The organism is Peribacillus asahii, assembly GCF_003570725.1.
Lineage (GTDB): Bacteria > Bacillota > Bacilli > Bacillales > DSM-1321 > Peribacillus > Peribacillus asahii.
Genome location: NZ_QWVS01000013.1, coordinates 315178 through 340436 on the forward strand (window position 1 = coordinate 315178; position 25259 = coordinate 340436).

22 protein-coding genes are annotated in these 25259 nt (G+C 40.3%); 1 reads left to right on the plus strand and 21 read right to left on the minus strand.

Translation table 11 applies throughout. From position 1 onward, the window contains the following. Position 1 precedes the first annotated feature (1 nt). The 15 genes from D1953_RS07780 to D1953_RS07850 form a co-directional block, all read right to left on the minus strand. On the minus strand, positions 2–1546 hold the full coding sequence (locus D1953_RS07780) for a hypothetical protein (RefSeq protein ID WP_119116592.1): 1545 nt from the start codon (positions 1544–1546) through the stop codon (positions 2–4). Positions 1547–1557: 11 nt separating this feature from the next. Next, entirely contained in the window at positions 1558–2400 is an 843-nt protein-coding gene (locus D1953_RS07785; protein ID WP_119116593.1) for an ABC transporter permease, read from the minus strand. Beyond that, the gene (locus D1953_RS07790; RefSeq protein ID WP_119116594.1) at positions 2397–3332 is read right to left on the minus strand and encodes an ABC transporter ATP-binding protein; all 936 of its coding nucleotides are present in this window, start codon (positions 3330–3332) and stop codon (positions 2397–2399) included. Before D1953_RS07790 ends, D1953_RS07785 begins: the two co-directional genes overlap by 4 nt. Next, positions 3329–5716 (minus strand): hypothetical protein, encoded by a 2388-nt coding sequence (locus D1953_RS07795; RefSeq protein ID WP_119116595.1) that lies wholly within the window; start codon positions 5714–5716, stop codon positions 3329–3331. Before D1953_RS07795 ends, D1953_RS07790 begins: the two co-directional genes overlap by 4 nt. A 128-nt stretch (positions 5717–5844) precedes the next feature. Continuing rightward, complete coding sequence (gene ftsY, locus D1953_RS07800) at positions 5845–6957, minus strand: signal recognition particle-docking protein FtsY (RefSeq protein WP_119116596.1); 1113 nt, start codon at positions 6955–6957, stop codon at positions 5845–5847. Between the two features lie 17 nt (positions 6958–6974). Then, positions 6975–10538, minus strand: coding sequence for a chromosome segregation protein SMC (gene smc, locus D1953_RS07805; protein ID WP_119116597.1), 3564 nt, complete (start codon positions 10536–10538; stop codon positions 6975–6977). 28 nt (positions 10539–10566) lie between these two features. After that, positions 10567–11301 carry a ribonuclease III gene (rnc, locus tag D1953_RS07810; protein WP_119116598.1) on the minus strand — a complete coding sequence of 245 codons (735 nt, stop codon included), beginning with the start codon at positions 11299–11301 and terminating at the stop codon, positions 10567–10569. A gap of 136 nt (positions 11302–11437) precedes the next feature. Beyond that, entirely contained in the window at positions 11438–11671 is a 234-nt protein-coding gene (acpP, locus tag D1953_RS07815) for an acyl carrier protein (protein WP_119116599.1), read from the minus strand. Positions 11672–11797: 126 nt separating this feature from the next. Then, positions 11798–12541: a 3-oxoacyl-[acyl-carrier-protein] reductase gene (fabG, locus tag D1953_RS07820; protein WP_119116600.1), complete on the minus strand. Its 744-nt coding sequence runs from the start codon at positions 12539–12541 to the stop codon at positions 11798–11800. After that, entirely contained in the window at positions 12538–13488 is a 951-nt protein-coding gene (gene fabD, locus D1953_RS07825; protein ID WP_119116601.1) for an ACP S-malonyltransferase, read from the minus strand. The genes fabG and fabD overlap by 4 nt, the downstream gene beginning before the upstream one ends. A gap of 12 nt (positions 13489–13500) precedes the next feature. Further along, positions 13501–14496, minus strand: a complete 996-nt coding sequence (gene plsX, locus D1953_RS07830; RefSeq protein ID WP_119116602.1) for a phosphate acyltransferase PlsX — start codon at positions 14494–14496, stop codon at positions 13501–13503. 21 nt (positions 14497–14517) lie between these two features. Next, the gene (gene fapR, locus D1953_RS07835) at positions 14518–15078 is read right to left on the minus strand and encodes a transcription factor FapR (RefSeq protein WP_119116603.1); all 561 of its coding nucleotides are present in this window, start codon (positions 15076–15078) and stop codon (positions 14518–14520) included. A gap of 106 nt (positions 15079–15184) precedes the next feature. Further along, positions 15185–17260, minus strand: coding sequence for an ATP-dependent DNA helicase RecG (gene recG / locus D1953_RS07840; protein WP_119116604.1), 2076 nt, complete (start codon positions 17258–17260; stop codon positions 15185–15187). A 148-nt stretch (positions 17261–17408) separates the two neighbouring features. Continuing rightward, positions 17409–19079 carry a DAK2 domain-containing protein gene (locus D1953_RS07845; RefSeq protein ID WP_119116605.1) on the minus strand — a complete coding sequence of 557 codons (1671 nt, stop codon included), beginning with the start codon at positions 19077–19079 and terminating at the stop codon, positions 17409–17411. Between the two features lie 17 nt (positions 19080–19096). Continuing rightward, a complete protein-coding gene (locus D1953_RS07850; RefSeq protein WP_119116606.1) occupies positions 19097–19459 on the minus strand; it encodes an Asp23/Gls24 family envelope stress response protein in 363 nt (120 codons plus the stop codon). A gap of 248 nt (positions 19460–19707) precedes the next feature. On the opposite strand from D1953_RS07850, the gene rpmB reads away from it, so the two are divergent. Beyond that, on the plus strand, positions 19708–19896 hold the full coding sequence (gene rpmB / locus D1953_RS07855; protein WP_028392895.1) for a 50S ribosomal protein L28: 189 nt from the start codon (positions 19708–19710) through the stop codon (positions 19894–19896). A gap of 122 nt (positions 19897–20018) precedes the next feature. On the opposite strand, the gene spoVM is transcribed toward rpmB, so the two are convergent. The 6 genes from spoVM to D1953_RS07885 form a co-directional block, all read right to left on the minus strand. Then, complete coding sequence (spoVM, locus tag D1953_RS07860; protein WP_119116607.1) at positions 20019–20099, minus strand: stage V sporulation protein SpoVM; 81 nt, start codon at positions 20097–20099, stop codon at positions 20019–20021. 115 nt (positions 20100–20214) lie between these two features. Continuing rightward, positions 20215–20868: a thiamine diphosphokinase gene (locus tag D1953_RS07865; protein WP_119116608.1), complete on the minus strand. Its 654-nt coding sequence runs from the start codon at positions 20866–20868 to the stop codon at positions 20215–20217. Positions 20869–20934: 66 nt separating this feature from the next. Then, positions 20935–21585 carry a ribulose-phosphate 3-epimerase gene (gene rpe, locus D1953_RS07870; RefSeq protein WP_119116609.1) on the minus strand — a complete coding sequence of 217 codons (651 nt, stop codon included), beginning with the start codon at positions 21583–21585 and terminating at the stop codon, positions 20935–20937. 3 nt (positions 21586–21588) lie between these two features. Continuing rightward, positions 21589–22470 (minus strand): ribosome small subunit-dependent GTPase A, encoded by an 882-nt coding sequence (gene rsgA / locus D1953_RS07875; protein WP_119116610.1) that lies wholly within the window; start codon positions 22468–22470, stop codon positions 21589–21591. Positions 22471–22496: 26 nt separating this feature from the next. Further along, complete coding sequence (gene pknB / locus D1953_RS07880; RefSeq protein ID WP_119116611.1) at positions 22497–24503, minus strand: Stk1 family PASTA domain-containing Ser/Thr kinase; 2007 nt, start codon at positions 24501–24503, stop codon at positions 22497–22499. 5 nt (positions 24504–24508) lie between these two features. Continuing rightward, positions 24509–25258 carry a Stp1/IreP family PP2C-type Ser/Thr phosphatase gene (locus tag D1953_RS07885; protein ID WP_119116612.1) on the minus strand — a complete coding sequence of 250 codons (750 nt, stop codon included), beginning with the start codon at positions 25256–25258 and terminating at the stop codon, positions 24509–24511. Position 25259 lies beyond the last annotated feature (1 nt).

Here is a 25259-nt window from a genome sequence, read left to right on the forward strand (position 1 = left end):
ACTACCTTTCTGGATCGATTTGGTCATAATAATTTTTAACAATATCCGTTAAATCAGTGGGCAGCTTCAGGCGCTCCGTACTTTCTCGATACGACTCACCATATTGCTCATAGACCTCTTGATAATTACGCACATTCCCCTTTAACACAGGGCCTTCATTGGTCGTTTGCTGTTGGCTGCTTCCTTCTCCAAGTTCCCCGCTATCGGATTCGACATTTTGCTTTCCTTCTATTTCTTCAGGAATCGTTAATAGTTCCCGTGACCCTTGTCCAAGTCCAGCACCGCTTCCTTGGCCGTTGCCCGATCCTGATCCACTACCCGAACCACTGCCACCTGAGCCTGAGCCGGAACCAGCTCCTGAACCTGAACCACCGCTGCCGCTTCCGGAACCACTGCCGTTTTGACTATTACTAGTTTGATTGCTTTTTTGATTGCCCGTTGAATTATTAGAAGAAGATGAAGCAGAGTTCTGATTATTTCCCGGGGTACCGCTTCCTATTTGCGTTGGTGTCATTCCGTTATTTTTCATTTGTTGCTGTAAATTTTGACTAACTTGTTGGACTTGCTGACTAGCATTCGCTAATTGTTTAGACAGCTGTCCAGATTGAATCGCTTCTTTTAATTGTTCAGCGAGCGCTGTAAGCTGTTCTTCTGTTAACTTCTCGTTTTGATTCGTTACTTCACTTAATGCCTCTTGCTGTTCTTTCGGTAGCTCCTCCCACTTTTCATTCAACTTGTTCAACTCTTTTTCTAACTTCTCCAAATCCTTTTGTTCAAGAAACTGAGCTAAATCCTTTAAACCAGCCTCATTGGCTTGCTTTTGCCAATTATCTAGCTGTTTCTGTGTTTCCTTTTGCTTCATCGCTTGGAGGTTAAGCTGTTTGGACAACTTCTCTAATTCCTTTAGCGCCTCATCCGGCTCTTTCACTTCGGCTAGCTTCTTCTTTGCCTCTTCTAGCGCCTTTTTGGCCACTGGGTCCTTTGTTTCCTTCACTTTTTCCTCTGCTTTCTTTTCAACCTCTTTCATCACTTTTGCAACTTTTTCCACTTCTTTCGCTTCGTGCATCAATTCATTGGGGAACAAAGCTGAAAGAGTCGCAACTCCTGCGAATAAGAAAGCTATCATCAACCATTTTGGGTACCATATTTTCTTCTTTCGCTTCAAAACACTTGCTTCATTTACTTTCATTTGACGAAGTGCATCACGAAGCTGTAATCTTTCTAGTTCTCCTTCTTTATCTAAAAAAGAAAAAGCTGTTAACACGCGATCATCTGGCACATATTGATTAAAAAGAAGCGAAGCCGCCTTAAACGACGGCCTCTTCTTCCAAATGCGATAGATCAACACAATTCCAAGCATAAGCCACCCAATCGCTAAGAAATGCAGCATAAAGGGGAAAACAATGACTCTTGTAATAAGAAAAGGGAGAAACGCCCAAATGCTCGCTGCAAGAAGAAACCATTGTACTTCTCTTCCAATTAAAATCCAAAAAAGCTGACGCTGCACAGGCTTCACAAGATTTTCAAACTGCTTCTTTTCTTCCATCACCTCGTCCCTCATTTCTTCGCTTTCATTTTTGGACGGAGCTTTCGAACACTAAGTACAATTGCCGTAATAAAAATAAATGTATAAGAAATAAGATGAGCAATCCAAAGTGGAAAAGACACTCCCGACATTCGTGCAATTTCTTCACCGATGCTCGGTTGAAACAAATTTACAAGTGTAATTGGTGTATTAAACATCGCCAAAAGATAGACGAGTATATTCGTAGTTGGTGTTCCTGTCTGACTCATTTGCGTAAAGCTTGTCGCAATTAGCGCCAAAAAGCCCGTTCCCCCAACAAGAAATAACATCACTCCATATGTTGTAACCATTGCTGCAATCGTTTTGCGAATAAACGTCGAAAACATCACACCTAAACTGCCAACCACAAAGACGGTAAAAACATTTAACGCAAACACCGTTAATAGCTCACGCGGTGAAATCCCTCCATATAAAAAGACAATGCTATACAAAGGCAGACTTGCAATGATTAACAATAGTAAAAAAGCGACCGAGGACACGAGCTTTCCAATGATAATACTGCTGGAGCTTTGCGATGTCGTTAATAAAATATTCAACGTTTGCCGCTCTCGCTCACTGCTAATGACACCTGCCGTTAAGCCTGGCGTAATAAAAATAATTAACGCAAACTGCAACACGGATAACATCATAAATAGCTCACGACTTTGTTCTGGGTTCACCCCGCCCATACTGCTCAACTGCTGTACGAAAATCATTCCAATCACGATGATGCCGATTGCCAGCACATAAAATAAAACACCAAGAAAACTTTTTAAAGAACGAAAGCGAAGCTTGAATTCTTTATTTAATACGGGATTCATCAGCCAGCTTTTCATGACTCCATCCCCCCATTCGTAATTTCCATAAACACATCTTCTAAATCGGTTTCGATTTCGGCGAAACTAACTAAGTCGAGCTCTTGCATAATGCAAGCCTTCAATAATTGCTGCTGCGCCTCCGCATTGCCTTTAAACAAAAACTGAATGCTCGCTCCATCCTCATGACGCTCGATTTCACTAATATCTGGATTGTCTTCAAAAAATGCAAACGCACGCTCAATATTACGATTCACCTTTACCATCATGCTCTTAGCACCTTGCAATTTCTCCTGGATTTCCGCAACAGAGCCTTGTGCCTTTAACTTCCCTTGATCAATAATGCCAATGACATCACACATTTCCGCAAGCTCCGGTAAAATATGCGATGAAATCAAAATCGTTTTGCCCATAGCTTTTAATTCTTTTAAAATCTCCCGCATTTCAATACGCGCACGCGGATCTAAACCAGACGCGGGCTCATCTAAAATAAGTACTTCCGGATCATGAATTAAACTGCGAGCTAAACAAAGACGCTGCTTCATTCCACGTGATAATAAATCAACATACGAATCGCGTTTATCGGTTAAATTCACAAGCTCTAAAAGCTGTGGAATCAATTTCTTTCGTTCATTGACAGAGATACCATAGCTTGCTCCGTAAAAATCGAGATACTCTTCTGCCTTTAATTGATCGTATACACCAAAGAAATCGGGCATATAGCCGATTTGCTCTCGAACCTTCTTTGGGTCTTTTAAAATATTGTAGCCATTGACAAAGGCTGTTCCAGAAGTCGGTGCAAGCAATGTCGCTAAAATGGAGAAAGTGGTAGACTTCCCTGCCCCATTTTGACCTACAAAACCAAACACGGTTCCTTCACCAATATGCAAATCTAAATGATCCAGCGCCGTAAATTTCCCATATTGTTTTGTCAATCCAATAATTTCAATCACGGTGTAACCTCCCCATCAACAGTAATAACCGGTAAACGATTTTCGGCACCATTAGGATCTTGCTTTTTCACGAGCTTCACTTTTAGTTCACCATCCGCAGAAAGATAAGCGTTAATCTTCTTACTCCCTTCAAGCGTCAAAATTCGTTCCGTTCCATCTATTTGTTCATATTTACCTTTTTTCGTATTGTATAGTGCATACTGAAGCGTAGAATCCGTCCATTTAATCGTTAGCTTCGAAGCTTTAAAAGATGGATCTTTCATGACAGCTGGCATTTCAGCATACGCCTCATACTCTCCCACTTCCAACCAATAAGAAGGAGGTGTAACATTCATATCTGCTTCATAATGACCCTTGATTGTTTCAAGTCTCCACGGAAACATTTCTTTTGGAAAACTAACTTTCCCTGATAAAGTCGTATCCGCTTCAAAGGTTTGGAAAATCACATTATTATTATGTTCTTTCATCTTTTCATTTTCTAATTTCAATTCCGTCACTTGATCCTTCGTCAAGCCAATAATGACAGGTGCATTATCTGCTGCTTGTCCGTTAAAGAAATACTGTCCGGCAAGATATAATAATTGGTCGTTCCGTACTTGATTCCAATCCACTTTTTGTCCAGGGGTCCACGTATGCATGCTCGATGAAAAACTTATCGTAGGACGCATTAAAAGATCCGTTTTTAGCTTTTGGTTAACAGTTAGCGTTTCTCCTTTTTTTAACGCCCCTAAAGCCCATTTCTGGTTGCCTGACACAATCATGATTTCCTCAAAATCGTAGTTCAAATTGTTCACAATAGTTCCTGCTAGTTTTTTATTTTCCACTTTCAAATCGGTCTTAAATTCACCAGCTTGTTTTTGAGAAATGCGCCCCACTAGCGAACGTGTTGACCAATATTCGACTCCTGGAAATTCAATCGCTATTTCCTTCACTTTTTCTTCGACAACTGGAGCTCGAAGCGGATTGCCTAAAGAAGAGTCCGGTACAGATGGCAAAGCAAGCATTTCATCCTTTGCAAAAGATAGCTTATAGTCCCCGCTTTTATTCGAAAGTAACACATTAGATTGAATGCCCGTTACCTGTTGATGATTCACTTGATAAATACCAAGCTGATTTAATTGAGGCTGAGCGATTCGATCTTTTGCTCCGAACGCAAAAATGACGACTGAGCTAATAACTGCTATAACCGGAATACTCCACCACGCATGCTCGCGTTTATCTAATTTCTTAAGGACCACATATAAGAGCGGGATTAAAATAAGTAAATAGACAATTAATAAGAGAATTAATTGACCTGTGGAAAAGTTTGTATTATCAAACCATTTATTCGGTTCCGACAATTCCCACTCTAAATTATTTAAAAGATTATCCATTCGCTTATAAGGATCATTCGTTGTTAATGTAAGTAAAGTCGACTCAACCCAAGCCCCGTACTTACTCCAAGAAGATAGTGGTTCATCTCCAAGTGAAAAACTTGTTTGGATAATCACCCCGCTTCCAAACTCTTTTTTTACGACGACTGGATGATTATCACTCTTCACCACAATATCTGCCTCTTTTTCAACTTCCCCAACAAAACTAGGAATCTGCTTAAAAGAAGGTGCTTGCTTACCAGTTCCTAAAAAAGCACTACTAACCATTAGCTCTTTAGTCGACTTCATCGGTAATAAATTATAAAGTGTATCATATTGCTGACTGGCATTCGGTGTTGCACCAGCAATCAAAACCCCTCCGTTTTGAACCCATTCAGCAATGGCTTCCTGTTGCTCATGATTGAGTGTGCTCATGGAAAATTCATCGATAATTAAATATGTGAGCACATCGTATCCTCTCGCCTCATTTGGTAAATCTCCCTTTGTTAAATCTAATGTATTCATTGGAGAGGAAGGCAGTACACGCCATTCTTTTAGACGATCATACTTTTCACTTAATATACCAATCTGTACTTCCCCCGAATCGACGAATTTAGGTGCAATCACTTTCGTCCCTTTAAACGCTACTTCCTTCCCTTTCTTCCAATCCCCCTCATATAAATGAATGGTTTGTTGAACTGCAGACGAAGAATAATTCTCATCTGTATATGCAGGTAAGGTAACAGAATATGTTTTCACACTTCCCTTTGGCAGTTCAACTCGGATGGCTTGCGAGCCTCCTAACTGATAGGTTGCTTGAAACTGAAGCAACAACGTTCCACTAAACGCTTCTCCTTTATTCTCTATTTCAACTTTGACAGGCAGCGCCGTCGAACGCTTCGCATATCCACCTAACCCTTCCTCAATTGAAATACTAATCTTCGGTTGCTCAGCAGCAGCCAGCAATGGAAAAAGCATAAAAGCCATTAAAAACAACAAACTGGCGGCTACTTGACGTGCTATATTTGACAAACGAACTCCCCCTTTTGTTTCTCTCTATAAAATAGACGAACGAAAAAATAAAAAAGTATACAAAAACTTTTTAGAATATGAAAAAAAGCCAGAAAGGAAACACCCTTCTGACTTTCGTTTTCATATAATTATTCTGCTTTTTCAATAAGGTCTGCAAACAATCCGTACACATATTTCTCTGCATCGAACTCTTGCAAATCATCCATTTTCTCACCTAATCCAACAAACTTAACCGGAATCGCTAATTCATTTCGAATCGCTAACACGATTCCCCCTTTTGCTGTTCCATCAAGCTTTGTTAGCACAATGCCTGATACATTCGTTGCCTCTTTAAAGGTTTTTGCTTGAATTAATGCATTTTGTCCTGTTGTTGCATCTAACACTAATAATACTTCATGTGGCGCACCAGGTACTTCACGCTCAATCACTCGTTTTACTTTTTCAAGCTCTTTCATCAAGTTCACTTTGTTTTGTAAACGGCCTGCCGTATCACAAATCAAAATATCCGCACCGCGTGCTTTTGCTGCTTGAATCGCATCAAACATAACCGCCGCCGGATCAGAGCCCTCTCCTTGTTTAATAACATCGACGCCAACACGCTCGCCCCATACTTCTAATTGATCAATGGCACCGGCACGGAACGTATCACCCGCTGCTAATACGACCGACTTGCCTTCCTCTTTAAACTTATGAGCCATTTTTCCAATTGTTGTCGTTTTCCCAACGCCATTCACACCAACGAATAAAATAACCGTTAAGCCATCTTTTTCAATGTTCAACTCAGATTGCTCTTCATCTCCGCCTTGGTAAATGTCGACTAATTTCTCAGAAATAACATCTTGCACTTCTTTTGTATCTGAAATATTGCGGCGCTTTACTTCCATTTTTAATTCATCGACAAGCTCCATCACCGTATCAAAGCCGACATCTGCTTGAATTAAAATTTCTTCAAGCTCTTCGAAGAATTCTTCATCCACTTTACGATAGCGTGCGACTAAATCATTGACTCGGCTTGAGAAGGCATTACGTGTCTTCGCTAAACCTTGTTTAAACTTCTCTCCGATTGAAATCTGCTCTTTCTTCTTTTCAATCTCTGCCTTCACTTCCGGCTGCTCATTCAACGCTACTTGTTCGTTCAGCTCCAACTGTTCATTCGCTTCCAGTTGTTCAGTAGATTCTGGTGTTACATTTTCAGTTTTCGCACCTACAAATTTCTCTTTCAGCTTCTTAAAAAAACTCATTGTGTCACTTCCTTCTGTTATACTCTTGCTACTTCTTCTGTCTCTTCAATTCGTACAGAAACAAGCCTTGAAACACCTGATTCTTGCATCGTAATGCCATATAACACATCCGCACCTTCCATCGTACCCTTACGATGTGTAATGACAATAAATTGCGTTTCTTCGCTGAACTTACGCAAAAATTGACTAAAACGTGTGATATTCGCTTCATCCAGCGCTGCTTCAACTTCATCAAGCACACAAAATGGCACCGGACGCACTTTTAAAATGGAAAACAGCAAGGCAATCGCAGTCAGTGCTCGTTCTCCACCTGATAATAAACTTAAATTTTGCAATTTCTTCCCAGGAGGCTGAGCGACAATCTCGACACCTGTTTCCAACAAATTCAGCGAATCCGTTAACTTTAATTCAGCACGCCCTCCGCCAAATAGCGCTTTAAACACTTGTCCAAATTGATCACGAATCGCATAAAAGGTCTCAGAAAAGCGCCGCGTCATCTCTTCATCCATTTCATGAATTACTTGAAGAAGGGTATCTTTCGCTTGCTGCAAGTCATCCTTTTGATTAAGTAAAAATTCATAGCGCTCTGATACACGCTCGTACTCATCAATTGCCCCTAAGTTAACGTTTCCTAACTCGTCAATCGCCAATTTAATGAGCTTGACGTGTTTCTTCGCTTCTTCAACCGGCAATGTTAACGGATACTTCTCTTTTGCAGCCTCATAGCTTAAAAGATATTCCTCTCGCAGCTTAGAAAGTCGATTTTCAAGCTCCACATCAAGTCGATTCAACTTCACTTCTTCATCTTTGACGCTTTCTGCAATGCCTTTATATTGACGATTTTGCTCTTTTAAATCGAGCTCCATATCCTCAAGCTTCGTTTGCAAACTCTCTTTTTCTTGACGTGTAACCGAAATTTTTTCAATCGTTTCATTTTTCAGTGCAAACTGCTCTTTTGCAGCATCCTCTAATCGTTCTTCTCCGCTTGAACTATCACTCATTTCATTCGTTAAAAGCGACCAGTCATCCTCATATTCAGCAAGCTTCGTTTGTGTCATAAGCCAATCTTCCTCAAGACGAGCCATATTCTCCTTTTGGTTACGAAGCTGTTCTCGTTTGGAAGCAAGCGTTACTTTCAGCTCCCCCATCTCTTCTAGGAGGATTTCTTTTGATGATTGCTGTGTTTCCTTTCGCTCCGTCAATTGAGCAATCGTTTCATCCAGTCGACTAAGCTCCTCTGCACAAGATACGATAATGTTCTCCAACTCTTCAAGACGGGCCGTTCTTTGCTGCTCTTCCTCTATGAGTTGTGTTTTATCTAAATCATATAAATGAAGACGGTCATTAATATTCTTTTCTTGTAATTCAATTTCTCGAAATTTACTTTTCAGTAATTGCTCTTTTTCTCGCAATGACTCACCCGATTGCTTCATTTCTGATAAACGTTCTTCTTGCTGCGTGATTTCAGCTTTTAGCTCCCGAACTTCACGTTCTAATTGATTTGTTTTCGCTTCCATATCGACAAGCTTATTTTTTAGTTCCTCTAATTCCGCTTTTCGCGATAATAAGGATGAGGATTTTTGCTTAAGTGCCCCCCCTGTCATCGAACCACCAGGATTTACAACATCCCCATCAAGCGTTACAAAACGATAACGGTGACCGACTAATTTAGCCAGCTCATTTGCTCCTTTTAAATCACGTGTAATAACGACCGTTCCAAGCAAATTGGTTACAATCTCTGCATATTTCACTTCATAGTCTATTAATTGGGCAGCAGTACCAATAAAAGCTGGGTGGTTTTGAAGCAGTTTCAATTGAGACTGGGGCACTTCTCTACCTTTTATTACGGAGAGTGGTAAAAAAGTAGCCCGGCCATAACCATTTTTCTTTAAAAAGCTAATCGCCTGACGTGCATGTTCTTCTTCACGAACAACAACATGCTGCATCGCCGCGCCAAGTGCAATCTCAATCGCCGTTTGATAGCTTTTTGGCACTGTAATCAACTCCGCAACGGCCCCTTCAATGCCTTGCAAAGAAGCTTTTGCTTTTAATATTTCTTTTACACCTTGGAAGAATCCTGCATACTCTTCTTCCATTTCCTCTAACAACTCTTTACGCGCCTTCGCTTGCTGTAAAAATTGATACGCTTTATATAGTTTCGTTTCTTGCTTTTGATAGCGATCCTTCGTTTCTTCTAGTTGCTTTTCCTGATTACGATAACGAGCCACATGCTTTTCTAACTCAAGCGCCATCTCATGCAATTCCGCTTCATGCTGCTGTTTTTGCTTCACGATTGACGTTCTTTCCGTTAAATACTTCGCATTATCATTATCTAGTCTCTCATTTTTATAAGCATGCTGCTCCAGCTGCTGCGCTAAATACTGCTTTTCGTTTTTCGCTGTCGCTTGCTTATTTAGCCATTCAATATAATCACTTTTATGAAGTTCAATCGTCGCCTCAATATTCGTTTGAAAAGAACCTAGGGTTTGTTGCTTTTCCTGCAAGCGCGACTGCAAGTTCTTTACTTCGTTTTCTAATTCACGAACCAAAATGACTTGAGCTTCTTTATCCACCTCTAAACGAGCGATAAATGTTTTAGCCTCTTCGATGGACTTTTCAAGTTGAACTTTATTCTGTGTCGCATTTTTCTTCCGTTCTTTTAATACTTCTTTTCTACCTTCTAACTTTTCAAGATCTTCACTTGATGTTAAAAGAATCGCTTGTAAATCATTCATCGTTGCATCTAAACTAGCTGTTTTCTGGCGCAGTTCCTGTAGAGCTGCTTCCTTTTGATGCAGTTCGCTTGCCATTTGCTCTTTTCTTAGCGTATGCTCTTCTAACTCATGAGATAGCTTTTCCCATTTTCGGTGAAGCTCTTCAATTTCATAAACTGTTAAGCTCACTTCAATTTGCTCTAGCTCTTCCTTTTTCGCCAAAAACTCTTTAGCAAGCGACGATTGAATTTTTAACGGCTCTACCTGACCTTCTAATTCATAAAGAATATCTTGAACACGATTTAAATTTTCCTGTGTTTCAGCAAGCTTTTGCTCGGCTTTCTTTTTACGCGTTTTATATTTTAAAACACCAGCTGCTTCTTCAAAAATAACGCGTCTTTCTTCCGCCTTACTGCTTAATATTTCTTCTACTTTCCCCTGGCTAATAATCGAAAAGGCTTCGCGGCCGAGGCCTGAATCCATAAATAAATCGATGATATCCTTTAAACGACAGGGCTGATTATTAATTAAAAATTCACTGTCACCCGATCTGTACACTCTTCTTGTAATACTGACTTCATGAAAATCAATGGGTAAAGAATTTGTTACGTTATCAAGGGTTAAAGATACCTCAGCAAAATTCAAAGGCTTTCTTGAATCGCTTCCGGAAAAGATAATATCCTCCATTTTCGCCCCGCGCAATGATTTGGCGGACTGTTCGCCAAGCACCCAACGAATCGCATCTGTTATATTACTTTTTCCACTTCCGTTCGGCCCTACGACTGCGGTTACACCTGGTACAAAGTCCATTGAAATTTTCTCTGCGAAAGACTTAAATCCTACAACGTCCAAGCGTTTGAGGAACATGCTCTCTCCCCCTTATCTTTCACAATCATTATGATCTTTTTTGTCTTAATACGTTTAAGGCACGCTCGGCAGCATGCTGCTCCGCTTCTTTTTTCGATTTACCAGAGCCAGACCCTAGTTTTTCTCCATTGAGTAAAACAATAGAAACAAATTCACGATTATGAGCCGGTCCTTTTTCCTGTAATATTTTATACTGAATGGTACCGCTGCTATCACGTTGGATCAATTCTTGAAGCTGGCTCTTGTAATCCATCACATGAGAAAAAGCACCCTCGTCTATTTTTGGGAAAACCACTTTTCTTAAAAACTCGACAACTGGTTCTAAACCTCTATCTAAATACAATGCTCCAATAAAAGATTCAAAAACATCGGCAAGCATCGCTGGGCGCTCTCTACCGCCTGTCATTTCCTCTCCTTTTCCGAGCAATACAAATTCACCAAACCCTAATTGATTGGCAAACATAACAAGTGACGGTTCACAAACAATAGCAGCTCTTAGCTTTGTTAACTCCCCTTCGCTCATCATCGGATATTTTTCGAATAAATATTTAGATACCGTCAGTTCTAATACAGCGTCCCCTAAAAATTCAAGCCGTTCATTATCTTCGTAAAGCTTGCGGCGATGCTCATTCACATAAGATGAATGGGTAAATGCTTGTTTTAATAATTTGACCTGAGAAAACTGGATGCCTAAGCAATCCTGAAGTTGTTTAAATTTTTGCTCCTTGACTGATAGTTGATGATTATTTCCGTTCCTGCGCATTTAATAAGACCCTCCACAACGGTTAAAAAGCTTATTTTCCCGAAATTTATAATTGCCCTCCCTACCATCATACCTAATTCTGGCCACAAGAGAAAGCTCCGTTTAAAAAACGGAGCTTTGATTTGAGAGCATTTCATTACAATACACTCTGTATGTAATTTACAGCATCTCCAACTGTAACGATTTTTTCTGCATCATCGTCAGAAATCTCCATATCAAACTCGTCTTCAAGTTCCATTACAAGTTCTACTACATCTAGAGAATCTGCACCAAGATCTTCTTTGAATGAAGCCTCAAGTTTTACTTCTGATTCTTCAACATTCAAACGATCTACCACGATTTTTGTTACTCTTTCTAATACGTCTGCCACTGCATTCACCTCCCCTCAAGCGAAAAGCGCTCATTTATCGGCTTTTAAAGCTAGACACTAGTACTCATCAAAAATGATTGCATCCTTATTTTCTATAAAAACTCAAAGCCTAACTGTAACAGTGTATTACATGACCATGCCACCGTCAACATGAAGTGTCTGTCCAGTCATATAACGACTGGCATCCGACGCAAGGAAAGCCGCTACAGAAGCAATGTCCTTTGGATCCCCGAAACGAGCAAGAGGAATTTGCTGAAGCATAGCTTGTTGAATCTCTTCAGTCAATTCGTCTGTCATATCTGTAGAAATAAAGCCAGGTGCAATGGCATTAACCGTAATGCCGCGCGGCGCCAATTCTTTTGCTGATGTTTTTGTTAAGCCAATGACACCAGCCTTTGCCGCTACATAGTTTGCTTGTCCAGCATTTCCGCTCACACCAACAATTGAAGCAATGTTAATAATTCGTCCGCTGCGCTGCTTCATCATTTGTCTTGTCACAGCTTTTGTACAAAGGAACACACCTTTTAAATTCGTATTGATGACATCATCCCACTCGGATTCTTTCATACGCATAAGCAAATTATCACGTGTAATGCCTGCATTGTTGACTAAAATATCTAAACGACCAAACTGTTCAATCGTTGCTTTAACCATTTCAGCTACACTTTCACTATTCGCTACGTCACACTGAATCGCCATCGCTTCTCGTCCAAGCGCTTTAATTTGATCCACTACTTCATTTGCTTTTGCTTCACTGCCCGCATAATTGACTGCTACATCAGCACCAAGACGCGCTAATTCCAACGCAATTTCACGTCCAATTCCACGTGAAGCACCAGTTACAAGAACCTTTTTGCCTTCTAACATCATGCACGCTCCTCCTTTAAAGCTTCAATTGTTTTTGCTAACGTTTCTAGGCTCGAGACGGAATAAATATTTACAGAACGGTCGATTTTTTTAATAAGACCGCCTAATACTTTACCAGGTCCTACTTCAACAAATGTATCGACACCTAAATCTAGCAATTTCTTCACGCTATCTTCCCAAAGGACAGGAGAATAAAGCTGTTCGATTAATTTTTCTTGAATGTCAGCCGGTTCCGTAATTGGCTCCGCTGTCACATTCGAAATAACAGGAATGTCCGCTTGAACAATACTGATATCATTTAACACTTCGTTTAATTGGTCTGCTGCAGGCTTCATAAGTGCAGAGTGAAAAGGACCGCTTACATCTAATGGAAGAGCACGCTTTGCTCCTTTTTCCTTCACTTGTACAATCGCTGTCTCGACACCTTTTCGCGTACCTGAAATAACAATTTGACCTGGACAGTTAATATTCGCTAATTGAACCGTTTCTCCAGTCGTTTCTGTAATTTCTGCTGTAATGTCTGCTAATAGCTCTCGATCCATTCCTAAAATCGCGGCCATAGAGCCTTGCTTATTCGGAACAGCTTGTTCCATAAATTCACCGCGTTTACGAACCGTATAGACCGCATCTTCAAAGCTCATTGCACCAGCAGCTGCTAAGGCAGTATATTCACCTAAGCTATGTCCAGCTGTATAATCTGGTGTAATGCCTGCTTCTGTTAACGCAGTAAAAAATGCATAGCTTGTCGTTAAAAGAGCTGGCTGAGCATTATATGTAATAGTTAATTCTTCTTGAGGACCATGAAAAATTAAATTTGATAAAGCAACGTCTAACTTTCGATCCGCTGTTTGAAACGTTTGTTGTGCTCGCTCATTTTCTTGGTAGATATCTTGTCCCATTCCTACTGTTTGTGAACCTTGACCTGGAAAGACAAAAGCGATTTTTCCCATCATCTACACTCCTTACTTACTGTTAATTTTTTCAATTGTTTTGGCAACTGTCTCTGTCACATCGTGTGCAACCATGTCTCTTGTTTGACGAATAGCATTATAAACAGCATTAGCATCCGACGACCCGTGCGCTTTAATAACAGGTGCTTTTAACCCGAATAACCCAGCGCCGCCATACTCTGAATAATCCATTTGGTTTTTAATCCCCATTAATTGAGGCTTTAAAAGTCCCGCAGCGATTTTACTTTTCAGGTTGCTCATCATCGCGGCCTTCACCATTTTAAATACGCTCATCGCCGTGCCTTCAATCGCTTTTAGCACCATGTTGCCTGTGAATCCGTCTGTGACAACGACATCTGCTGCACCATTGAGTAAATCACGTGATTCAACGTTACCGATAAAATGAATATCTTCAGATTGCTGCAATAAAGCAAACGCTTCTTTCGTTAGCTCATTTCCTTTTTTTTCTTCGGTGCCGATATTCAATAAGCCCACTCGCGGTTTTGCGACATTGCGTACTTTTTGCGCATAAACAGAGCCCATAATCGCAAATTGTAATAAGTGCTCCGCCTTAGCGTCTGAATTAGCCCCAACATCTAAAAACACAAACCCTTTACCATCAATCGTTGGCATTGTTGGTGTTAAAGCTGGGCGTTCAATTCCATCAATTCGGCCTACAACAAACAGCCCAGAAGCCATTAACGCACCTGTATTCCCAGATGAAATACAAGCATCTGCTTTTCCATCTGCTACTTGCTGCGCAGCAAGCACCATAGAAGCTGTTTTTTTACGTCTCACTGCTCGGACTGGCTCATCCGTGCTTAAAATCTCTTCTTCTGTATGTATGATTGTAATACGCTGATCATTCGTTAAAAATGGTCTGATTTTTGCTTCATTTCCCACTAACAATATTTCAACGTCTGCAAAGGCTTCGACCGCCTTCATCGCTCCTAACACTTGTTCTTTTGGAGCATGATCTCCACCCATTGCATCTAACGCGATTTTCATATTTATTCATCCTCCCGCTCATTATGAGCGATACATTTCAAATTCACCTTTAAATACTAGTTCTGTTCCAACGAAGCTACGCACTTCCACAACGGTACGGTGGTCAGTAACGTGATCAAAAGTTTTCACTCTTGCTTTTGCAATCACACGTTCATGCTCCTTTACAGAGCGTGTAAAGGAAATAGACGCTTTCGCTGTCAGAGCTAGTTCATCATTAATAACTGCTACAGCAAGCGAGTTCGCTTGCGCAAACAAATGATGCCCTCTTGCAATTCCATTTCGGCTAAAAACATGTTCTTTTTTAATGTCTAATATCGAAATAGCGCTTTCATCTAAGTTAATATCGATTACTTCTCCAATGACTTCATCCAAAGGTAACGCTCGTACTTCATCCGTGAATTTTTTTTCAGCTACGTTTTTAATGCGCTCACGAAGCTCTGGAATCGATAATTCAAGACGATCGAGCCGTATCGTTTGGACGCTCACAGAGAACCGATTAGCCAGCTCTTCATCCGTGATAAAAGGATTTCCCTCTATCGTTTCGACTAATAATTGCTGGCGTTCCTTCTTATTTCTTCTCATATCGAAGGTCACCATCCAAAGTATTAAGACTAGGTACTAATAGTAGTATATAAGTTAAACTAGCAGAATGCAAGAAAACTCGTAATCTGCTAGTTATTTTTTAGAACTAATCCAATTTCTCCCCATCTAACACGCCTGTTTGTTTCAAATATATACGCAGCGGCAAATATTCCGGCGTGCTCCAAAAACTTTGTGAAGCTATTAATTTTGCCGCATCATCGCGCGCCACTTCAAGCGTACGATAATCATGAACCATATCCGCTACTTTAAATTCCGGTAGCCCACTTTGTTTTTTACCAAAAAAGTCTCCAGGGCCGCGCAATTCTAAATCTTTTTCCGAAAGAACGAAACCATCATTTGTTTCGGTCATAATTTTCATCCGCTCTTTACCTACTTCTGTTTTCGGATCTGCTAACAAAATACAATAAGACTGATCGCTTCCTCGTCCGACTCGACCTCGCAGCTGATGAAGCTGTGAAAGCCCGAAGCGCTCGGCATCATAAATGACCATAACCGTTGCATTCGGCACGTTTACCCCAACCTCTACAACGGTAGTCGATACTAAAATTTGTACTTCATTCATGCTAAATCGCCTCATGACTTCTTCTTTTTCATCCGCAGGCAAGCGTCCATGCATTAAGCCAACCTTATAGCGGCCTGAATAGTACTGCGAAAGCATTGCATGAACATCTAGCACATTTTGCAGCGAATCTAATTTTTCTGACTCCTCCACTAATGGACAAATAACATACGCTTGGCGGCCTTTACGCAGCTCTTTTTCAACAAAAACAAGAATGCGATCCAACATTTGATGTTTCGCCCAATAGGTTTCAATCGTTTTCCGGCCGGCAGGAAGTTCATCAATGATCGACACATCCATTTCCCCAAAAACGGTAATTGCAAGCGTCCTTGGAATCGGTGTAGCTGTCATAAATAAAACATCAGGATTCGCTCCTTTTTCCCGTAAAATACGACGTTGCTCCACTCCGAAGCGATGCTGCTCATCTGTAATCACTAAACCGAGCTTCCGAAAATTCACTTCATCTTGAATGAGAGCATGTGTCCCAATTAACACATCGATTTCACCTTCTGCAAGCAACTGCAATAGCTCTCTACGCTTCTTTCCCTTAACAGAACTCGTTAACAGAGCTGTTTTCACTCCAACAGGTTCAAGCATAGCCGAGAGAGAATGAGCGTGCTGTTCTGCCAATATTTCAGTCGGCACCATTAAAGCACCTTGAAAGCCTGCAGAGACCGTAGCAAACAAGCTAATAGCCGCAACAACCGTCTTCCCTGAACCAACATCCCCTTGAAGCAAACGATTCATCCGAAACGGCGACTTCATATCATCCAATATTTCGCTAACGACACGCTGCTGTGCATTTGTTAATGGGAACGGCAAAGTCTGAGTGAAGTCCTCTACACTCTCTTTATTATACATTTGTCCAATCCCTTTTGATTGCTCTCGCTGGACTTTTCTAAGAGCTTGCATTTTCAATTGAAAAAATAAAAACTCTTCATAAACAAAGCGGCGGCGTGCTTGCTTCACGGCAGCTGCAGATGGCGGAAAATGCATCGTTTGCAACGCTTCTTTCCGCGGCATTAATTTATATCTAGCTAATAATTTGGGAGGTAAATTATCTTCAATGAAGGAACCATACTGCGCAAAAGCATTCTTCATCAAACGACGCATTCCTTTTACCGTTAAACTGCCCCGAACGGAATAAACAGGCTCAAATTCTTTCTCTAATTGATATGGACCAATATGGCATTCTGAACCTGTAATCGTTTGACGATGACGGTCCCATTTACCTGTAATCGTTACTGTTACACCCATTTCTAACTTGCTTTTTAAATAAGGCTGATTAAAAAAAATGACCGTAATTAAATAGCGACCTGTTAGCACTTTAAGCGTTAGACGCGACTTCTTCTTTCCAAAATAACTAACAAGCGGTGCACTATGAATTGTCCCTTCAATTGTCACCCGCTCATCATGTTCAACAGCTTCTAAATCCTTTAGTCGATAATCTTCATAGCGATAAGGTAAATGCTCTAATAGATCGATAACGGTATCAATCTCCATCTCATGTAACAAAGCAGCCGTATCCGTACCTATCCCCTTTATCGCTGTAACAGGCTGTAATAAATTGTTCATCGCTTCACTTGCGACCTCCTGAAACATTCTCACTTCTCCTCTCCGCAACAACGATTGCTTGATTGTTTCTTTCATCCTCGAAAAATAAACTGCATAGCCTAATGACTTATGCAGTTTATTGCTGATTCACAGCTTATACACGACCAATCGAATCCATACATTCAATTGGATCGTTTTATTCAATTGAGAAAATAAACGCATATAAAGGTTGCTGTCCGTTATAGACTTCTACCTCAACGTCTTCAAATGTTTCTTCACAAAAGGCAACCAGTGCTTCTACTTCTTCATTTATCGCGTCTTCTCCATGAAGAATCGTTAAAATTTCCGACTCTTCATCAATCATCTCTGCTAACAAATCTTTTGCAACTTGAAGCTTTTCTTTTCCCTTGACTTTAATCTTTCCTTCGTCAAGACCCATGAAGTCGCCATTTTCAATTGTTAAGCCATCGATTTGCGTATCGCGAACAGCGTAGGTAATCTGCCCCGTCTTCACATGAGAAAGGGCTTCTTTCATAACCGCTTCATTCTCTTCTGCAGAAAGAGCTGGATTAAATGCAAGTAACGCCGCCATTCCTTGCGGGACTGTTTTAGATGGGATAACAATAACTTGTTCCTCTAAAACAGCTGCAGCTTGCTCAGCTGCCATAATAATATTTTTATTATTCGGAAGGATGATAATCGTTTCTGCATGAACAGCTTGTACCGCCTTAACGATATCCTCTGTGCTTGGATTCATTGTTTGGCCGCCTTCAATAACCTGTTTGGCACCAATGCTTTTAAATAATTCACTAATTCCAGCACCCATCGCAACCGATACAACACCATATTGTTCTTTTTCCTTCGGCGCTGTTTGTAACGGTGTTTTCGTTTCATTGACAATCGCTGTATGCTGCTCACGCATATTATCAACTTTCACCTTTATTAAGCTGCCGTACTGTTGACCATAGTTTAAGCAAGTTCCCGGTTGTTCCGAGTGAATATGTACCTTAACAATTTCTTCATCAGAAATAACTAGCAAAGAATCTCCGTACTCACTTAAATCTTGACGAAAGGACTCTTCGTCAAAAGGATGATTGGCTACTTTTTCTGCCTCTAATCGCAGCATAAATTCTGTACAGTAACCAAATACGATATCCTCCGTACTCATGTGTCCTTGTACATTCATATGGTGCTCCGCATTTACTAGCTCATCCATACTTGGAATATTGGCCGAACGAGTTGGAAGAGCTTCTCCCTTTAACTCCGCAAGAAAGCCTTCATATACAAACACTAAACCTTGACCGCCGCTATCTACTACACCTACTTCTTTTAAAACCGGTAATAAATCTGGCGTACGATTTAGCGATGCATTTGCTTCTGCCACAATTTCTTCCATCACAAGAACGATATCACGATGCTTCTTAGCAGAAGCAACCGCTTGCTTAGCTGCATCTTTAGCCACCGTTAAAATTGTTCCCTCAACAGGTTTCATGACCGCTTTGTATGCCGTTTGAACACCCGCTTCAAATGCTTGAGCAAATTCTTCGCTCGTAATTGTTGCTTTATGTTCAATCGCTTTTGAGAAGCCGCGGAATAACTGTGATAAAATAACACCGGAGTTCCCACGCGCTCCCATCAGCAAGCCTTTCGATAACGCAGCTCCTACTTTACCAATATGCTCCTGCACATTGTTCTGTACTTCCTTCGCTCCAGAAGTCATAGATAAATTCATATTCGTTCCTGTATCTCCATCTGGAACAGGGAAAACGTTTAATGCATCGACCATTTGAGCATAAGCTGCCAGCTGATTAGCCCCTTGAATAATCATTTCTGCAAAACGCTTTCCGTCTAAACTTGTAATTGACACAAAATTTCCTCCTATACTTAAGCGTTCGTTACACGAACTCCTTGCACATAAATATTAACAGAATCAACAGCAAGCCCGACTGTTTGATCCAGAGTATATTTCACCTTCGATTGCACATTATGAGCAATTTCTGAAATTTTTGTTCCATAACTAACAATAATAAACATATCAATGTGAACTTCTTCGTTTTCTTGACGAACGATAACGCCTTTAGCGAAATTCTCTCTTCGTAAAATTTCAGCAATACCGTCTTTAAATTGTTTTTTGGAAGCCATCCCGACAATTCCGTAGCAATCAACAGCCGCTCCGCCAGCTACAGTAGCAATTACATCCATAGAGATATCAATTTGTCCATATTTCGTTTGTAGTTCGATAGACATTTTCTTTACCCTCCCAAAAAATCGCATTAACTATTTAACATTCTACTATAATGGCCCTTGTTTTAAAAGTCATAGCCATCCTATTTTATTATAAACGATTCTTCTCAACTATATGTCAAGGTATTTTTCTTGAAAGTAATAAACTACAGTATTGCATTCTCACGGCATGTATGATAAATTATTAAGGTATTTCAAAAGACTTAAGATAGTTTTGAACTTAAGCAAGAGTAGTTAGGAGGGAATTAAACATGGCACGTCAATGTGTAATCACTGGAAGAAAAACTCGTTCTGGTAACAAACGCTCTCACGCAATGAACGCAAACAAGCGTACATGGGGCGCTAACCTTCAAAAAGTACGTATTTTAGTTGACGGTAAACCTAAACGTGTATACGTTTCTGCAAGAGCTCTTAAATCAGGCAAAGTAGAACGCGTATAATGTTAACGGCATCCTCCCCAGGGTGCCTTTTTATTTTGAAAAACTCTACCGGTTTGATTAGCTCGTTATATAAAAAACAACACCCAAGTGACTGGGTGTTATCATTTATTTATATTTGTTATTTATCCTTTTTTAAGTGCTCCAAGCATCGCCTTCACTAAACCACCAAGGACCTTAGGCAATTTAATCGTATAAAATTTCATTATGCCCCTCCTCTTATATCTCCACACCTATTTCGTGGAATGTTCTATCACGAGATAAGCTTTTTAACAGATTATGCACAGAAGATGAATTCTGAATCTGTCTCCAGCATAAATTTTAATCATTGCTTCTTACCATCATTATTATGCCTTTTTCAAATGAAACATTCCCATATTCAGAAATTAGTTCATTGCTAATACAAAGCGTGGATCCTCTCGTTAATCGCGCTTGATGCAGCGGATATTTAAATCCTGTTAGCGTAATACCTGTTACTTCCTTCGTCACAGACAAAAGAGAAAAATATTTCTTCTTTGAATCGTATTGAATATCGTATGTCCCAGGCTTTTTTATAGTAACACTGTTTTTCTCATCAATGATGTATATATTCACTTCATCTAAACAGTGTAAAACAGCCTCTTGCTGAAGTAGTTGAATATTTCCAAGAAAATGGTCAATTCGCCCTCCTGTCGCCCCAAAAATATAAATATTCTTTGGTTTTTGGCCAATGGCCCAGTTAAGAGCAAGCTCAAGATCTGTTTCATCTTTCTCCGAAGGAAACAGCGATACTTCTGGCAATTGAGCTTGCATCATTTGAAACTCGTCCTTCGTCACCGAATCAAAATCCCCTACTGAAAGATGAGGAGTAATTCCCTGCTCTAATAATGCCAATACTCCGCGATCAACGCCGACCCACAGATTCGCTCTTTGTTTATACATATGTAAGTTGGGCCAATATTGACTGGGCCCCCCAGCCATAATACAAATATTCATATAACGCCTCCATACCTCTATAGAAAAAAAGCCGCTCAAGTATTGAGTCGGCTTCCTTCCATACAATTAATAATTACCGCGAATTTTTCTGATTGCCTCAGTTCGGTCTTCTTGGTTATAAATAGCAGAGCCTGCCACTAATACATTAGCACCTTGTTCAATGCATAGTTTGGCCGTTTCTTCATTTACACCACCATCAATTTCAATCTCCAAATTTGGATTGAATTGATCAGCCAATGCCTTTACTTCAGCGATTTTTGGTAACACAGAATGAATGAACTTCTGTCCCCCAAAGCCTGGATTTACAGTCATTAACAGCACCATGTCCACATCTTCAATAATATGTTGAATTTGGACAACAGGTGTCGCTGGGTTCAACACAACGCCTGCTTTCACACCGAAAGATTTAATTAATTGAATTGTACGATGTAAATGCGGGCATGCTTCAACGTGAACAGTAATATAATCCGCACCTGCTTTCGCAAAGGCTTCAATATACTGATCAGGATTTTCAATCATTAAATGCACATCAAGCGGAAGCTTCGTAACTGGTCGAATCGCCTCTACAATCAACGGACCAATTGTAATATTAGGAACAAAATGCCCGTCCATAACATCGACATGAATATAATCCGCACCACCGCGTTCTACGTCTAAAACCTCTTCTCCTAATTTTGCAAAATTAGCTGACAATATAGATGGAGCAATTTTAACCATCGTTCAATACCTCGGCTTTCTCTCTCTAATTTCTTCTAAAAACTGTTTATAATGTTCATAACGGTAAACAGGAACTTCCCCTGCTTCCACTGCTGCTTTCACAGCACAGCGAGGCTCTTTATCATGCAAGCAACCTCGGAATTTACAATTCTCACTTAACTCATAAAACTCAGGAAAACAATACGTAAGCCGTTCAGCTTCCATTTCGATAAAATCCAGCGAGCTAAATCCTGGTGTATCCGCAACAAGACCCGAACCAATATGAATAAGCTCCACATGCCTTGTTGTATGTTTGCCGCGGCCTAAGTGAGATGAAATGTCATTCGTCTTTAAATCTAGTTTAGGATTAATCGCATTTAATATTGAGGATTTACCGACACCCGATTGCCCGGCAAACACACTCGTTTTTCCATCTACAAATGGAAGCAGCTCCTCGATTCCTGCTTCAGTGACAGAAGACGTAATCATCACAGGATACCCTAATTTTCTATAATCGCTTACGTACTCATCCAACTGAGCTCGCTTCTCTTGAGGAACTAAGTCAATTTTACTCACAACAATAATTGGGTCAATTTCATTATCCTCAATCAATACAAGAAAGCGATCTAACAAAGCTGGACTAAAATCTGGTTCCACTGCCGAAAAAACGAGAATCGCTTGATCTACATTCGCAATCGGCGGGCGAACCAATTCGTTTTTTCGCTGTTTTACTTCTAGCACGTAGCCATCTGTTTTATTTTCAGCCTGATAGACGACATGATCGCCGACAAGGGGCGTGACTTTATTTTTGCGAAATACGCCTCTACCGCGACATTGAATCACTTCTTCACCGTCTAACACATAATAAAACCCGCTAAGTGCTTTAATAATTTTTCCTTCGGGCATAGCTCCACTCCTTCTGCTAAACTTTCTTAATCGGAATACTGTACCTCTTCATCTATAATTACTTGATCATCCCGCATAACTTTATACCTGGCAGGTTTATCAATTGAAACCGTGAAATCAATTGTTCGTGTCTTATTCTCCGTCATAAAAAACGAGGCAATTGGTTGATCCATTGTTCGTGTTAAATCTTCAACGTAAATTTGTACATACTGAGCCTTCCCGGTAACATCAGGCTCATATTCAATCGTAATTTCTTTTGTAACCGTTTTGGGCGGTACTTCTTCTTTTCCTTTAGATAATACAACTTTGACTGTGCTCCCTTTATCAACGGAAGAATGAGCAGCAGGGGACTGTGAAATAACTTGTCCTTCTGGTACAGACTGATGATATTCTTCCTTCTCTACTTCTATGATCAGGCCGCTATCTTGCGCGTAGTCTTTTAGGCCTGCCTCACTATAGCCTGTTAAATCTTTCAGTAAAATTTGTTCGCTTCCTTTACTAACAGTAAATTCAATAACGGTATCCTCAGGTAAAACTTCCGTATTGGCCACTGGATTTTGCGAAATAATCGTTCCAGAAGCAATATCAGCATGGTACTCCTCTGTCACGACGATATCTTTAAATTCCATTTTTTCTAATTCTTTTTCTATGTCTTCTATATTTTCCCCTTCATAATCAGAAAGAACTATCGTTTCTTGACCAATACTTTGATAAATGTCAATTTTCGCTCCTTCTTTTACTTTCTTACCTTCCTTTGGATTCGTTTTAATAACATGATCCTCAGGAATTTCTGCGTCTTCTAATTCAATAATTTTGCCTGGTACTAGACCTGTATTTTGCAATTCGGTAATCGCATCCTCTAACTCTTTTCCTTGCAAGTCGGGAATCGTTACTTCCTTTGTTCCTAGCAAAGACGGGAACACTACAATAATCAAGATTGTCAAAAATAATAGCGTTAAAAAAGATGCCACTAAAATAACCGGCCCCTTTTTCCGCTTTGTTTTTTCTTGTTCAGGCTGTTTAGCAGGCTTATTATGATTGGCTTTATCGCTGGCAATGGTCGGTTCATCATCGTCGGAAACGGGCTTATTTTTCTCTGGTCCTCTAACGATTGTCTCATCGATGCTGTCTAGATAATCATTCGTAATAATCGGAATCGCCTTTGTAGCCTCTTCATCTTGCGGGATGGAGAAAGGAGCTTCATTCTCTCTACTTGGATCAAGCGCTGTACGAATATCCTCCCCCATTGCTTCAACACTTTCATAACGATAATAGCTGTCTTTCGCTGTTGCCTTTAAAATAATGTTTTCTACACTTTGCGGAATGTCGGCATTCCATCGCTTCGGTGACGGAGTTTCAGACTGTAAATGTTTCAGAGCGATAGAGACAGCGGATTCTCCTGAGAATGGCAATCTTCCTGTCAACAACTCAAACATCACAATGCCAAGCGAATAAATGTCCGATTTTTTATTGGCCATCCCCCCTCGCGCTTGTTCAGGGGATAAATAATGAACAGAACCGAGCACCGCATTTGTTTGCGTAATATTTGTAGCACTTAATGCCATCGCAATGCCAAAATCCGTGATTTTAACAGTCCCTTCATGGTCAATGAGAATGTTTTGTGGTTTAATATCACGATGAATAATTCCGTTATGATGCGCGTGAGATATAGCAGCTGTAATTTGCTTCATAATATCTAAAGCTGTTTCAATAGGAATGGGAGAATTTTTTTGTATGTATTGTTTCAATGTCATTCCTTCGACATATTCCATTACAATATAATAGATATCGTCTTCTTCACCGACATCATAGATGCTGACAATATTAGAATGAGCAAGACTCGTTGCCGATTGTGCTTCACGATTAAAGCGCTTAATGAATTCTTCATCATTATTAAAATCCATACGCAAGATTTTCAGTGCCACATCGCGATCTAAAATCATGTCCCGAGCCAAATACACATTTGCCATACCGCCGCCGCCAACCATTTTTAGCAGCTTATAGCGGTCATTGATTCTTTTACCAACCAGCATCGGACTCACCTCACTACACTTTCATCATAAAATTGAACGAGTACGAGGGTAATATTATCTTCGCCACCATAATGATTAGCTAAATCAATAAAGGCTGTTGCTTTTTCTTCTAATGAATGTTCATTTTTCACAATGTTGCACATTTCTTGTTCACTTACTTTATTAGACAAACCATCCGAACAAAGCAGAAGAATATCTTCTTCTTCAAACATGACAGTTACAATATCCATTTCTACTTTCAATTCAGTACCTAATGCCCGCAATAAAACATTTTTTCGTGGGTGATTTTCCGCATCTTCCTTCGTAATTTGACCAGTACGAACGAGTTCATTGACGAGAGAATGATCTTCTGTTACTTGTTTAAACCCGCTTTCATTGTACAAGTAACAGCGACTATCACCGATATTGGCAACCGATGCAAATTTGTCTGTACAGATAGCTGCAACAATAGTTGTTCCCATTCCTTGGCATTCGCTATTCTCCGCAGCATGTTGAAAGAGAACTTCATTTACCTTCGTAATATGTTTTCTCAGCCACTCTTCTGCTTCATTCGCTGTCTCGATAGCTCCGGCTTCATCCCAGCTTTTCTTTAACAAATCAACGGTCATCGTGCTTGCCACATCCCCAGCACGATGACCACCCATGCCATCGGCTACGATGGCAAGGCGAATCCCTGCGGAATTAATAAAAACTCCACCATTATCTTCATTGTGTTGACGTACTTTACCGCGGTCTGTTCTATAAATTGTCCGCATA

Excerpts from the sequence above, each read along its gene's own strand:
- ftsY (WP_119116596.1), bottom strand. The coding sequence starts at position 6,957 with ATGAGTTTTTTTAAGAAGCTGAAAGAGAAATTTGTAGGTGCGAAAACT.
- rpe (WP_119116609.1), bottom strand. The coding sequence starts at position 21,585 with ATGGTTAAAATTGCTCCATCTATATTGTCAGCTAATTTTGCAAAATTA.
- rpmB (WP_028392895.1), top strand. The coding sequence starts at position 19,708 with ATGGCACGTCAATGTGTAATCACTGGAAGAAAAACTCGTTCTGGTAAC.
- rnc (WP_119116598.1), bottom strand. The coding sequence starts at position 11,301 with ATGCGCAGGAACGGAAATAATCATCAACTATCAGTCAAGGAGCAAAAA.
- D1953_RS07785 (WP_119116593.1), bottom strand. The coding sequence starts at position 2,400 with ATGAAAAGCTGGCTGATGAATCCCGTATTAAATAAAGAATTCAAGCTT.
- D1953_RS07780 (WP_119116592.1), bottom strand. The coding sequence starts at position 1,546 with ATGGAAGAAAAGAAGCAGTTTGAAAATCTTGTGAAGCCTGTGCAGCGT.
- D1953_RS07865 (WP_119116608.1), bottom strand. The coding sequence starts at position 20,868 with ATGAATATTTGTATTATGGCTGGGGGGCCCAGTCAATATTGGCCCAAC.
- pknB (WP_119116611.1), bottom strand. The coding sequence starts at position 24,503 with ATGCTGGTTGGTAAAAGAATCAATGACCGCTATAAGCTGCTAAAAATG.
- recG (WP_119116604.1), bottom strand. The coding sequence starts at position 17,260 with ATGTTTCAGGAGGTCGCAAGTGAAGCGATGAACAATTTATTACAGCCT.
- spoVM (WP_119116607.1), bottom strand. The coding sequence starts at position 20,099 with ATGAAATTTTATACGATTAAATTGCCTAAGGTCCTTGGTGGTTTAGTG.
- D1953_RS07885 (WP_119116612.1), bottom strand. The coding sequence starts at position 25,258 with ATGCGGACAATTTATAGAACAGACCGCGGTAAAGTACGTCAACACAAT.
- fapR (WP_119116603.1), bottom strand. The coding sequence starts at position 15,078 with ATGAGAAGAAATAAGAAGGAACGCCAGCAATTATTAGTCGAAACGATA.
- D1953_RS07850 (WP_119116606.1), bottom strand. The coding sequence starts at position 19,459 with ATGTCTATCGAACTACAAACGAAATATGGACAAATTGATATCTCTATG.
- smc (WP_119116597.1), bottom strand. The coding sequence starts at position 10,538 with ATGTTCCTCAAACGCTTGGACGTTGTAGGATTTAAGTCTTTCGCAGAG.
- fabD (WP_119116601.1), bottom strand. The coding sequence starts at position 13,488 with ATGGGAAAAATCGCTTTTGTCTTTCCAGGTCAAGGTTCACAAACAGTA.
- rsgA (WP_119116610.1), bottom strand. The coding sequence starts at position 22,470 with ATGCCCGAAGGAAAAATTATTAAAGCACTTAGCGGGTTTTATTATGTG.
- fabG (WP_119116600.1), bottom strand. The coding sequence starts at position 12,541 with ATGATGTTAGAAGGCAAAAAGGTTCTTGTAACTGGTGCTTCACGTGGA.
- plsX (WP_119116602.1), bottom strand. The coding sequence starts at position 14,496 with ATGAAAATCGCGTTAGATGCAATGGGTGGAGATCATGCTCCAAAAGAA.